This is a genomic window from Pseudomonas sp. GW821-FHT04D07, assembly GCF_059420225.1.
In genome coordinates this window covers 16,451-28,388 of record NZ_JBWKTH010000048.1, presented here as the reverse complement: position 1 = coordinate 28,388, position 11,938 = coordinate 16,451, and the positions used below count along the sequence as shown (strand labels likewise).

10 protein-coding genes are annotated in these 11,938 nt (G+C 60.4%); 2 read left to right on the top strand and 8 right to left on the bottom strand.

Features of this window, described 5'->3' with window-relative positions; translation table 11 throughout:
* Positions 1–688 precede the first annotated feature (688 nt).
* The 7 genes from ntrC to glnA form a co-directional block, all read right to left on the bottom strand.
* Positions 689–2,125 (bottom strand): nitrogen regulation protein NR(I), encoded by a 1,437-nt coding sequence (gene ntrC / locus AC07T0_RS31010; RefSeq protein ID WP_495004754.1) that lies wholly within the window; start codon positions 2,123–2,125, stop codon positions 689–691.
* Positions 2,122–3,207 carry a nitrogen regulation protein NR(II) gene (gene glnL, locus AC07T0_RS31005; protein ID WP_121136023.1) on the bottom strand — a complete coding sequence of 362 codons (1,086 nt, stop codon included), beginning with the start codon at positions 3,205–3,207 and terminating at the stop codon, positions 2,122–2,124. Before glnL ends, ntrC begins: the two co-directional genes overlap by 4 nt.
* A gap of 251 nt (positions 3,208–3,458) precedes the next feature.
* On the bottom strand, positions 3,459–4,094 hold the full coding sequence (locus AC07T0_RS31000) for a DUF4124 domain-containing protein (protein ID WP_495004753.1): 636 nt from the start codon (positions 4,092–4,094) through the stop codon (positions 3,459–3,461).
* A gap of 7 nt (positions 4,095–4,101) precedes the next feature.
* Positions 4,102–4,626, bottom strand: a complete 525-nt coding sequence (locus AC07T0_RS30995; RefSeq protein ID WP_495004752.1) for a DUF4124 domain-containing protein — start codon at positions 4,624–4,626, stop codon at positions 4,102–4,104.
* 83 nt (positions 4,627–4,709) lie between these two features.
* Positions 4,710–5,279, bottom strand: a complete 570-nt coding sequence (locus AC07T0_RS30990) for a chorismate mutase (RefSeq protein WP_495004751.1) — start codon at positions 5,277–5,279, stop codon at positions 4,710–4,712.
* A gap of 230 nt (positions 5,280–5,509) precedes the next feature.
* Positions 5,510–5,896: a cupin domain-containing protein gene (locus tag AC07T0_RS30985; protein WP_495004750.1), complete on the bottom strand. Its 387-nt coding sequence runs from the start codon at positions 5,894–5,896 to the stop codon at positions 5,510–5,512.
* A 204-nt stretch (positions 5,897–6,100) separates the two neighbouring features.
* Positions 6,101–7,507 carry a type I glutamate--ammonia ligase gene (gene glnA, locus AC07T0_RS30980; protein WP_495004749.1) on the bottom strand — a complete coding sequence of 469 codons (1,407 nt, stop codon included), beginning with the start codon at positions 7,505–7,507 and terminating at the stop codon, positions 6,101–6,103.
* A 332-nt stretch (positions 7,508–7,839) separates the two neighbouring features.
* Between glnA and thiI the strand changes: the two genes are divergently transcribed.
* Positions 7,840–9,294, top strand: coding sequence for a tRNA uracil 4-sulfurtransferase ThiI (thiI, locus tag AC07T0_RS30975; protein ID WP_495004748.1), 1,455 nt, complete (start codon positions 7,840–7,842; stop codon positions 9,292–9,294).
* A gap of 139 nt (positions 9,295–9,433) precedes the next feature.
* Entirely contained in the window at positions 9,434–11,254 is a 1,821-nt protein-coding gene (typA, locus tag AC07T0_RS30970) for a translational GTPase TypA (RefSeq protein ID WP_100940353.1), read from the top strand.
* Positions 11,255–11,461: 207 nt separating this feature from the next.
* Here typA and AC07T0_RS30965 read toward each other — a convergent pair whose 3' ends face one another.
* On the bottom strand, positions 11,462–11,896 hold the full coding sequence (locus AC07T0_RS30965; RefSeq protein WP_248798095.1) for a YkgJ family cysteine cluster protein: 435 nt from the start codon (positions 11,894–11,896) through the stop codon (positions 11,462–11,464).
* Between the last annotated feature and the right edge of the window lie 42 nt (positions 11,897–11,938).

The window sequence follows — 11,938 nt, the reverse complement described above, 5'->3', positions numbered from 1 at the left end:
GTGTGAGTCCCGGTGTAAAGAAGGGGAGTCCTGACCTGCCTGTATCAGGGTCCCCGAAAGCGTTTGGGACTCGTCGCGGTGAGCGGTGTGAGTCCCGGTGTAAAGAAGGGAAGTCCCGGCCTGCCTGTACCAGGGTTCCCGAAAACGTCTGGGCTCGTCGCGGTGAGCGGTATGAGCCCGGTGTAAAGAAGGGGAGTCTCGGCCTGCCTGTACCGGGGTCCCCGAAAGCGTTTGGGACTCGTCGCGGTGCGCGGTGTGAGTCCCGGTGTAAAGAAGGGGAGTCCCTGACCTGCCTGTATCAGGGTCCCCAAAACTGGGTTGTACTGGGGTTATTGCAGGGCGCGTGCCAGGTTTTGAAAAGATGCCAATGTTCGTCTCGATAATTTTCAAGATGTGTCTGAAAGCCCCGGGATACGGGGGCTTTCCGCTGGCGCGGGAAAACGCGGATGACGCTTGCGCGGCCTGATTCTCTGCTCGATAGCGGTTCAAGGCGCATTGCCGTGGTGCACAGCTCTCTATTGTGGGAGCTGGCTTGCCGGCGATGAGGCCGGTGAGTCTTGCATCGATCTTGCGGACGCCATCGCCGGCAAGCCAGCTCCTACAGTGGTCCGTGTTAGTGCCACTTATATGCAGGGCATAAAAAACCCTCTGCAGCCTGGCTGTAGAGGGTTTGGTTTGAAGCGACGGATCAACCCTCGTCGCTGTCGTCCTCATCGCCGCCATCGACCTTCATGCCCAGCTCCTTGATCTTGCGAGTCAAGGTGTTGCGACCCCAGCCCAGCAGCACGGCGGCGTCGCGACGGCGGCCGGCGGTGTGCTTGAGGGCCGTCTCGATCATGATCCGCTCGAAACTCGGCACGGCGCTGTCCAGCAGGCTGGATTGCCCGCGGGCCAGTGCCTGGTCGGCCCATTGGCGCAGCGCCTGCTCCCAGTTGGTCACTGGCGCCGAATCCTGCGGCAGGTTCAGCAGCTCCGGTGGCAGGTCGCTGATATGCACCTCGCGCCCAGACGCCATCACGGTGATCCAGCGGCAAGTGTTCTCCAGCTGACGGACGTTGCCTGGCCACGGCAGGTTCTTCAGGTATTCCTCGGTTTCCGATTTCAGCAGCTTCGGCTCCACCGACAACTCCTGGGCGGCGCGGGCGAGGAAGTGCTTGGCCAGGGTCGGGATGTCTTCGCGACGGTCCGACATCCGCGGGATATGGATGCGGATCACATTGAGGCGATGGAACAAGTCTTCACGGAATTTGCCGGCGTGAACCAGGGTTTCCAGGTTCTGGTGGGTCGCGGCGATGATGCGCACGTCGACCTTGACCGGCGTATGCCCGCCGACCCGGTAGAACTCGCCGTCGGCCAGCACCCGCAGCAGGCGGGTCTGGGTGTCGGCCGGCATGTCGCCGATCTCGTCGAGGAACAGGGTGCCGCCATCGGCTTGTTCGAAACGCCCGCGCCGCAGGTTGGCCGCGCCGGTAAAGGCGCCTTTTTCATGGCCGAACAGCTCGGACTCCATCAGGTCCTTGGGAATCGCCGCCATGTTCAAGGCGATGAACGGTTGCGCCGCCCGTGGACTGTGGCGGTGCAGGGCATGGGCCACCAGTTCCTTGCCGGTGCCGGATTCGCCATTGATCAACACCGTGATGTTGGAGTGGCTGAGGCGCCCGATGGCGCGAAACACTTCCTGCATCGCCGGCGCTTCGCCGATGATTTCCGGGGTCCGGGTCAAGGTCGGCGCCACGTCCATGCCTTGCTGTTCCTGGGCATGCTGGTTGGCGCGCTTGACCAGTGACACCGCTTCATCGACGTCGAACGGCTTGGGCAGGTATTCGAACGCGCCGCCCTGGTAGGACGCCACCGCGCTGTCGAGGTCGGAATGGGCGGTCATGATAATCACCGGCAGGCGCGGGTGCTGCTCGCGAATCCGCGCCAACAGGTCCAGGCCACTGGCGCCGGGCATGCGGATGTCGGAGATGATCACATCCGGCTGCTGACGGACCAGGCGGCTCATTACGCCATCGGCACTGTCGAAGCTCTGGGTGGTCATCCCTTCCTGTTGCAGGGCTTTTTCCAGGACCCATCGGATAGAACGGTCGTCATCGACGATCCACACGGTTTCACTACGGCTCATGTCGATGTGGCTCCTTGTTCCAGTGGCAGAAAGATCGAGAACGTGGTGTGGCCGGGGTGGCTCTCACACTCGATCAGGCCCTGGTGCTGGCTGATGATGTTCTGGGTAATGGCCAGGCCTAGCCCGGTACCGTCCGGGCGGCCGCTGACCATGGGATAGAAGATGGTTTCCTGCAGCTCGGCGGGAATCCCCGGGCCGTTGTCGATGATCTCGATCTTGGTCACCAGGCGATGGCGCACATGGCCGATGGTGAACTGGCGGATTGCCCGGGTGCGCAGGCTGATGCGGCCCAGGCGCAGCTCGTTCTGGCTGCTGATGGCCTGCATGGCGTTGCGCACGATGTTGAGTACGGCCTGGATCATCTGTTCACGATCGATCAGCACATCGGGAATACTCGGGTCATAGTCGCGCACCAGATTGATGCAGCCTTGGCTTTCGGCTTCCACCAGGCTGCTGACGTGTTCCAGCACTTCGTGGACATTGGTCATCGCCAGGGACGGCAACTTGTTCGAGCCGAGCATGCGGTCCACCAGATTGCGCAGGCGATCGGCCTCTTCGATGATGACGTTGGTGTAGTCCTTCAGACTTTCTTCCGGCAGCTCGCGGGCCAGCAACTGCGCGGCGCCGCGAATCCCGCCCAGGGGGTTCTTGATTTCGTGGGCCAGGCCGCGCACCAGCATCTTGGTGGTTTCCTGCTTGGACAGCTGCGCCTCTTCCTTGGTGATCCGCAACAGGCGGTCACGCGGGTGCACTTCCAGCAGCAGGAGGGTCTCGCCCTGGCTGAGAATCGGGGTCACGGCGTAGTCGACGGTCAGGGTCTGGCCGGTCAGCGCCGTGAGCATGGCTTCGCGCTTGGTGAACGGGTGCGCCTGTTCCACGGCTTGGCGCAGGGAGTTCAAGGCCTCGACCGACTCGGTGAACAGTTCGCTGATGAACTGGCCATGGCTGCGCTGGCCGCTGATGGCCAGGAGCATTTCCGCCGCCGGGTTCATGTACTCCAGACGCAATTCGGCGTTGAGCAGGATGGTAGCGGTGGTCAGGTTGTCGAGTAACAGTCTGTGCAAGGCGTCGCTGATGGTCATGGGGACCTCTTTTGGAGCATGGCAAACGGGGCCGGTCCCGATTTGCGCGCGCGAACAAGGCGCCGATACAAGGAAAATGCAAAAACCAAACCAAGGCTCCGAAAAGAAGCGCGAATTGCCTGAAATGGGCGTTTCAGGCGCGATTGAGTGGCGTTCTGCCAGGTTCGGCGGGTACTTTCGAACCAAAATGGGTTTTGGTTCGGGCGAGTGTGCAGTTTAGTGCACCAATGTGGTGCCCTGGTTGGCGCAGCTCAAAGGAAGGGAAAAATGCTGCTGCTTTCTTCTGCGGGCTTGTCCGCCAGCGGGCATTCCGGCCGCTGGCCGTAGTCGGCGAGCTGGCAGGGGTTGGCCTGGCGTTTCTGCGCCAACGAGATGCGGACCATCTGGAAGGGTTGGTTGGCGGTACGTTCGGCGATCCGTCCCTGGTCGTCGAGGATCTCCACCGCGAGCTGGTGGCTGCCGCGGTCGATGTTGTTCAGGGCAAACACCGGACTGGGGCCGGGCGCCGCGGTGGGTTTGCCGTCCAGCAGCAGGCGATAGGTATGCCCGGGCATCAGCCCGGGTTCGCTGGTGACGCTGACAATCAGGTTGCCTTCGGTGCTACGGATGGTGGCATCGGGGTCCGGCACCAGGATACGTAGCATCTGGTAATGGGAGATCGGCCGGGCCTTGGGCTTTTCCGGCGTGGCTGGCGAAGGTCGCGGGGCCGTCGGTGTCAGCGACAGGCGATTGACCGGCGGCAGGGGCACCGCTTTGGCGCCGGCACGGTGCTGGTCGGTGAAGACCCGATTGCCCTGGCTGTCGGTGTAGGTATAGATCTCGGCCAGCGCCGAGCCGGCGCAAAGCGTCATGAGCAGCGGCAGCAGGCGGATGAAAGCTCGAATCATGAGTGGCTCAAGGCTTGTGCACCCGCTGGACGGTAAAAGGCACGATGGCGCTTTGCTGCACGACCTGTTCGCCCGCCAGAACCTGGACGCCGAGGGTGTGGTCACCGCGGTCGATATTCACCAGTTGCAGGCGCGGCACATTGCTCGGCTGGCCGTAGGGCGCGCCGTCGAGCACCAGGCGCAGCAGATGCTGGCGTTGCAGGCGCGGCTCCATCTTCACGCCGACGGTAAAGGTGCCGTTATTGGCGCGCAGAGCTTCCTGGGTCGGGATGTCCGTCAATTCCAGGGTGCTGTAGGCCGCGCCAGTATTGGCCGGTTTCGCCGCCGAGGTCGCCGGTGTGGGTATCGCCGGCGTGTTCGACTGCTGCAGGCCCACGCTGTTGAGCGGCGGCAGTTCCACGGTCTGTGCGGCGGCACCGTCGGGCGGCTGGTTGCTATAGGCCGTGTTGCCGTTGGCATCGGTGTACTTGTAGATCTGTGCGGCGGCTGGCAAGGCGACAGCCACTAGCAGCAAGAGAAGGCTTCGACCCATGGGCGCTCCCGATAATGGTCCTGGCGGTGACAGCTCGCCCAGATGCTTCAGGGTGTCAGCATAGAGCACAACCTTCAACGGCTTCAGCGCCCGCTGAGGCACAACTCGCCCACGGCGCGGATCAACGCCAGGTCATGGATCTCGTCGGTGCTCAGGATCTGGCGCTCCTGGGCCAGCCAGGTCGGGCACTGCGGGTCCTGTCGGGAGGCGGCAAAGGCGGCGTAGTGTTGCAGCAGGCGGACTTGCAGTTGGTCGAGGGCCGGGCGGATCTGCTTCACCAGGTCGGGCCGGGCGATGGTCGGGGCCTTGCCCGCGGCGTGCCACTTGGCTAGCAGGGCGTATTGCACCAGCTTGTTGGCTTCGATCTGGGCGGCGAGGAATTGGCTGACGTCTTCAGGGTTGAGCTGGTAGGTGGCGGCCTGTTGCGCGGCGTTGGCGATGACTTGCTGCTCGCGCTGGCTGTCCTGGATCGGTTTGCCGCTGTCCCATTTGGTCAGGGCGACCTGATCGGCGATCTCCAGGCGTTCGCTCACGGCCTGGAGCAGGGGCGCCAGGGACGCGGGTGCTGGCGTGGTGTTCGGGGTTGCGGCGCAGGCGCCGGTGCTGAGAAGGATAAGCAGCAGCGGGCTGGCAAGGCGTTTTTTCAGGTGCATGGAGCGAGCTTCGTCCGGAAGGTGGGCACAGGGCCTTGAGTAAACGTCACAAGCGCGGCCTGGCGCCAGCTTCTTTTCATGAAAAAATGTCGACGTGTCCCGGGATGCCATTCGCGGCGGGGATCTTGAAAGCACCACAAAACCTGTGAGCTGGCTTGCCGGCGATGGGGCCGGCAAGCCTTGCATCACCCTCGCGGACGCCATCGCCGGCAAGCCAGTTCCTACAGGGCTCAGAGGTCCGATTCCGAGAGCGGCACGCCCTCGGTGCCGGCATAGAACACCAGCAGGTCCACCGGAACCGCACCGGTCTTGGCGCGATGCTGGATGTTGACCAGCGCCGCTATTGTGTCGCCCTGTTTCAATAGCGTGTTATGGCCGCCTTCCCGGGTCTCGACCCACACTTCGCCCGACAGGATGTAGGCGGCGCTGGGAATCGGATGGATGTGCCAGCCCAGTTCAGTGTCGGCCGGGATATTGACCTGCAGCAGGGTCAGTTCCGGTGGCCCCTTGGGATAGCGTTCGTAAGGTGTGCCGTCCCAGGAGCTCGTGCTGCGCAGCAGCACCTGGGCGGAGGGCAGGGGCGGGGTTGGTGGCTTGGGTGTCGAGATCGATATCATGTGCTGGTTTCCAGGTTAACGTCCTTGTACCGCGCGTTACACGCGATGCCTGTGGTTCCCGTCACGAGGTCGGGGGTCCAAGTTAACGCCGTGCCGCACCGTCCTGCCAGCCTTGAAACGTTTCAAGAAATCTCGATTTTTGCCCATGAAAAAGGCCACCCGAAGGTGGCCTTTTGTTACGTCGCTTGCGCGAGCGTGACTGGATCAGCAGCTGTAGTACAGCTCGTATTCCAGTGGGTGTACGAAGGTGCGGACCTTGATTTCTTCTTCGCTTTTCAGCTCGATGTAGGTATCGATGAAGTCGTCGCTGAATACGCCGCCTTTGGTCAGGAACGCGCGACCTTTGTCCAGCTCTTCCAGGGCTTCTTTCAGGCTACCGCAAACCTGTGGGATTTCCTTGGCCTCTTCAGGCGGCAGGTCATACAGGTTTTTGTCAGCTGCATCGCCAGGGTGGATCTTGTTCTGGATACCGTCCAGGCCGGCCATCATCAGTGCGGCGAAGGCCAGGTAAGGGTTGGCAGCCGGATCCGGGAAGCGTGCTTCGATACGACGAGCTTTAGGGCTGTTGACGTAAGGAATGCGGATCGAGGCGGAACGGTTGCGTGCCGAGTAGGCCAGCATCACTGGAGCTTCGAAACCTGGGACCAGACGCTTGTAGGAGTTGGTCGACGGGTTGGTGAAGCCGTTCAGGGCCTTGCCGTGCTTGATGATGCCGCCGATGAAGTACAGGGCGGTGTCGGACAGGCCGGCATAACCTTCGCCAGCGAAGGTGTTCTTGCCATCTTTGGAGATGGACATGTGAACGTGCATACCCGAGCCGTTATCGCCGTACAGCGGTTTTGGCATGAAGGTCGCGGTACGGCCGTAGGCATCCGCCACGTTGTGTACGCAGTACTTCAGGGTCTGGACTTCGTCAGCCTTGTTGACCAGGGTGTTGAACTTCACACCGATTTCGTTCTGGCCGGCAGTCGCCACTTCGTGGTGGTGAACTTCGACGGTCTGGCCCATCTCTTCCAGTGCGTTGCACATGGAGGTACGGATTTCGTGGTCGTGGTCGAACGGTGGAACCGGGAAGTAGCCGCCTTTGATACCTGGACGGTGGCCTTTGTTGCCGCCTTCCACGTCCTGGTCGGACATCCACGAACCTTGTTCGGAGAAGATCTTGAACATGGAACCGGAGATGTCGGACTTGAACTTGACCGAATCGAAGATGAAGAACTCAGGCTCAGGACCGAAGAACGCAGTGTCGCCGATACCGGTCGACTTCAGGTATTCCTCGGCGCGACGGGCGATCGCGCGTGGGTCGCGGTCGTAGCCCTGCATGGTCGAAGGCTCGATCACGTCGCAGACCAGGATCAGGGTCGGCTCTTCGGTGAACGGGTCGAGTACGGCGGTGTTGTCATCCGGCATCAGGATCATGTCGGAGGCTTCGATGCCTTTCCAGCCGGAGATGGAGGAGCCGTCGAACATTTTGCCGATTTCGAAGAATTCGTCATCCAGTGCATCACGGGCCGGCATGGTCACGTGGTGCTGAGTGCCTTTGGTATCAGTGAAGCGCAGATCAATCCATTTAACGTCATGATCTTTGATGAGTTGAACCGACTTCGACATGGTGTCCTCCGGGTGGCTTCGGGCTGGGTAGTGGAGTTAGCCCTGGAAAGAGTGGTGATGCCGGCGCGAATATCGGCCAAGGCAACCTGCCTCACAAGAGAGCAAATTGCATGCCAGTGCCCCGCGATGGGTTTTTTGCCCCAATCTCAAGCGTTGCAGCGAGCATAGGAGAATTTCTGGGCGTTTGTTGCACCATTATGAGTCTAAAATAATTGATGACGACCTGTTTTGGTGCGTGCAAAACCGTCCGCACAATAACTGGTTAAACCTTGAGCAATTTCCGCTATAATCCGCGCCCCCCTTTTTCGGCTGGCCCTTCGCGCGCTGTTTTCATGAAACTTATCGTAAAAGTCTTCCCCGAAATCACCATTAAAAGCCGCCCTGTCCGGATGCGTTTCATCCGCCAGTTGGCCAAGAACATCCGTACCGTGCTCCGTGATCTGGACCCGGCCGTGGTGGTGAACGGCGTGTGGGACAACCTCGAGCTGGAAACCGCGCTGAGCGAGCCCAAGGCCTTGCTGGAGCTGACCGAGCGCCTGTGTTGCATGCCGGGCATCGCGCATTTCCTGCAGGTCGACGAATACCCGTTGGGCGACTTCGACGACATCACCGCCAAGTGCAAGCAGCACTTCGGCGCGGCCCTGCCCGGGAAGATTTTTTCGGTGCGCTGCAAGCGCGCCGGCAAGCACGGTTTCACCTCCATGGACGTGGAGAAATACGTCGGCAGCCAGTTGCGCCGACAGTGCAATGCCGCCGGAATCTCCCTCAAAGAGCCGGAAATCGAAGTGCGAATGGAAATTCGCGACCAACGGTTGTTTGTCATCCACAGTCAGCACAATGGCCTGGGCGGCTACCCGCTGGGTTCCATCGAGCAGACGCTGGTGCTGATGTCCGGCGGTTTCGACTCCACCGTGGCCGCCTATCTGATGATGCGCCGCGGCCTGATGAGTCACTTCTGCTTCTTCAACCTCGGTGGCCGCGCCCATGAGCTGGGAGTGATGGAAGTCGCCCACTTCCTCTGGAAGAAGTACGGCAGCTCCCAGCGGGTGCTGTTTGTCAGCGTGCCGTTCGAGGAAGTGCTGGGAGAAATTCTCGGCAAAGTCGATAACAGTCATATGGGCGTAGTATTGAAGCGTATGATGTTGCGCGCTGCTTCCGTCATGGCTGATCGACTGGATATCAGTGCGTTGGTGACCGGCGAAGCGATTTCCCAGGTTTCCAGCCAGACGCTGCCGAACCTGTCGGTGATCGACTGCGTGACCGAGAAGCTGGTGATTCGCCCGCTGATCGCCAGTCACAAGCAGGACATCATCAACCTGGCGAGTGAGATCGGCACGGCGGATTTCGCCAAGCATATGCCGGAATATTGCGGGGTCATTTCGGTGAACCCCAAGACCCACGCCAAGCGCAACCGCGTGGAGTACGAGGAACAACAGTTCGACATGGCGATTCTCGAGCGGGCGCTCGAGCGGGCCAAACTGGTGCCAATCGATCGGGTCATCGACGAACTGGGCCAGGATTTGCAGATCGAAGAAGTCAGCGAAGCGCTGGCTGGTCATATCGTGATCGACATCCGTCACCCGGATGCCCAGGACGAAGACCCGCTGGAGATCGCTGGCATCGAGGTACAAGCGATGCCGTTTTATGCAGTGAACGCTCGTTTCAAGGAACTGGACCCTACTCGCCAGTACCTGTTGTATTGCGACAAAGGCGTGATGAGTCGCCTGCATGCCCACCATTTGCTCAGTGAGGGGCATGCCAATGTGCGCGTTTATCGACCGAGCTAAGTGCCCGGGGCTGTTTGCCTGTGGCTTGCGTCACCGGCCCCCCGACGCCGCCGTCAAGCTGTAACGGCCTTGCCGGACTCTGCTGTAAATCGCTGCCAAGACTTGTCAGCACACCGAATCCTCTGATCGAGATACACAAGTGATCGAAAATCTACGCAACATCGCCATCATTGCTCACGTTGACCATGGTAAGACCACCCTGGTAGACAAACTCTTGCGTCAATCCGGCACCCTGGAGCGCAACGAGCTCAACGACGAGCGCGTGATGGACTCCAACGACCAGGAGAAAGAGCGCGGTATTACCATTCTGGCGAAAAACACCGCCATCAACTGGAACGGCTACCACATCAACATCGTGGACACCCCGGGCCACGCCGACTTCGGCGGCGAAGTTGAACGTGTAATGTCGATGGTTGACTCCGTTCTGCTGCTGGTTGACGCTCAAGACGGCCCTATGCCGCAAACCCGTTTCGTGACCAAGAAGGCCTTCGAAGCCGGCCTGCGTCCAATCGTGGTGATCAACAAGGTCGACCGTCCAGGCGCGCGTCCGGACTGGGTTCTGGACCAGATTTTCGACCTGTTCGACAACCTCGGCGCCACCGAAGAACAGCTGGACTTCAAAGTCGTCTACGCCTCGGCCCTGAACGGTATTGCCGGTCTGGAACACACCGCCATGGCGGAAGACATGACCCCGCTGTACCAGGCCATCGTTGACCACGTTCCAGCGCCACAAGTTGACCGTGACGGCCCGTTCCAGATGCAAATCTCGGCACTGGACTACAACAGCTTCCTGGGTGTTATCGGCGTTGGCCGTATCGCCCGCGGTCGCGTCAAGCCGAACACTCAAGTTGTGGCTATCGACGTTGACGGCAAGAAGCGTAACGGTCGTATCCTCAAGCTGATGGGTCACCACGGTCTGCACCGTATCGACGTTGAAGAAGCAGCTGCCGGCGACATCGTCTGCATCAGCGGCTTCGACCAGCTGTTCATCTCCGACACGCTGTGCGACCCACTGAACGTCGAAGCGATGAAGCCGCTGACCGTTGACGAACCTACCGTTTCCATGACCTTCCAGGTTAACGACTCGCCGTTCTGCGGTCGTGAAGGCAAGTTCGTCACCAGCCGTAACATCAAGGAACGTCTGGACAAGGAACTGCTCTACAACGTTGCCCTGCGCGTTGAAGAAGGCGACACCGCCGACAAGTTCAAAGTCTCCGGCCGTGGTGAGCTGCACCTCTCGGTACTGATCGAAACCATGCGTCGCGAAGGCTTCGAAATGGGTGTCGGTCGTCCGGAAGTGATCATCCGCCTGGTTGACGGCGTCAAGCACGAACCGTACGAAAACGTGACCATCGACCTGCCGGAAGAATCCCAGGGTTCGATCATGGAACAGATCGGTATCCGTAAAGGCGACCTGACCAACATGGTTCCGGATGGCAAGGGCCGTGTGCGCCTTGAGTACAACATCCCGGCTCGTGGCCTGATCGGTTTCCGTAACGAGTTCCTGACCCTGACCTCCGGTGCGGGCATCCTGACCTCGATCTTCGACCGTTACGACGTGATGAAGTCCGGCGACATGTCCGGCCGTCAGAACGGCGTGCTGGTTTCGGTGGCTACCGGTAAGGCTCTGACTTACTCGCTGGAAACCCTGCAAGCGCGCGGCAAACTGTTCCTGGGTCACGGTGAAGACGTGTACGAAGGTCAAATCGTCGGTATCAACAGCCGCGACAACGACCTGGGCGTCAACCCAACCAAAGGCAAGAAGCTCGACAACATGCGTGCTTCGGGTAAAGACGAAACCATCGCTCTGGTTCCGCCTATCCGCTTCACCCTGGAGCAGGCTCTGGAGTTCGTGCAAGAAGACGAACTGTGTGAAGTCACGCCTAAGTCCATCCGTCTTCGCAAGAAGATCCTGGGCGAAAGCGAGCGTACCCGCGCTGCCAAGAAGTCCGGTAACTAAGTCATTTAGTTAGCTGGCAAAAAAAACGCCCCCGACCGCAAGGTCGGGGGCGTTTTTGTTTGTCTGGCTTATGGGGCGTCGCACACCTTGTCAGGGGGGCGATGCTCTTGTGGGAGCGGAGCTTACCCGCGAAGCTTCTGGGGGCTTCGAAGGCCCCTTCGCGGGCAAGCTCCGCTCCCACAGGGCTGGTGTTTCAAGGGGTGTTGATCAGAAGTTGTACAGCATCTTGTCCGGCGCCGGGCGTTCCGGGGTCTTGGGCTTGTAGGCGCAATAGCCAGGGCGTGGCCCGATTTTTGGATGGTTTCGGCAGGTGTCCGGACGTTTTTCGTAAATGGTGCACAGCCTTGACTTGCGATCCAGGTACAGGCAATCGTTGTTGCTCATGCGCTGCAAGGTGAAGATCTCGGACTTCTGGTTGTAGCGTTCGACGATCCCTTCCTTCTGCAGGCGCTTGGCGATGTTCTTCGGCGGGTCGCCACGCTCGAATTCGTCGACGATGCCGATGCGGATCAGGTCCTTGATCTTGACTTCCACCGGCAAGGTGCAGCAACTGGACATGCAGCCTCCGCACATATGGCTGGAGTACTTCTGCCAGGTTTCGAGGCGGTCGAGTTCCGCGGCGGCGATCAGGGTAGGTTTCATCCGGCTGTTGTCCAGGGTGTATCAGGGCGCGCGATGATACCG

Excerpts from the sequence above, each read along its gene's own strand:
- AC07T0_RS30990 (WP_495004751.1), bottom strand. The coding sequence starts at position 5,279 with ATGCACCTGAAAAAACGCCTTGCCAGCCCGCTGCTGCTTATCCTTCTC.
- glnA (WP_495004749.1), bottom strand. The coding sequence starts at position 7,507 with ATGTCGAAGTCGGTTCAACTCATCAAAGATCATGACGTTAAATGGATT.
- AC07T0_RS30985 (WP_495004750.1), bottom strand. The coding sequence starts at position 5,896 with ATGATATCGATCTCGACACCCAAGCCACCAACCCCGCCCCTGCCCTCC.
- AC07T0_RS30965 (WP_248798095.1), bottom strand. The coding sequence starts at position 11,896 with ATGAAACCTACCCTGATCGCCGCCGCGGAACTCGACCGCCTCGAAACC.
- AC07T0_RS31000 (WP_495004753.1), bottom strand. The coding sequence starts at position 4,094 with ATGATTCGAGCTTTCATCCGCCTGCTGCCGCTGCTCATGACGCTTTGC.
- thiI (WP_495004748.1), top strand. The coding sequence starts at position 7,840 with ATGAAACTTATCGTAAAAGTCTTCCCCGAAATCACCATTAAAAGCCGC.
- ntrC (WP_495004754.1), bottom strand. The coding sequence starts at position 2,125 with ATGAGCCGTAGTGAAACCGTGTGGATCGTCGATGACGACCGTTCTATC.
- AC07T0_RS30995 (WP_495004752.1), bottom strand. The coding sequence starts at position 4,626 with ATGGGTCGAAGCCTTCTCTTGCTGCTAGTGGCTGTCGCCTTGCCAGCC.
- glnL (WP_121136023.1), bottom strand. The coding sequence starts at position 3,207 with ATGACCATCAGCGACGCCTTGCACAGACTGTTACTCGACAACCTGACC.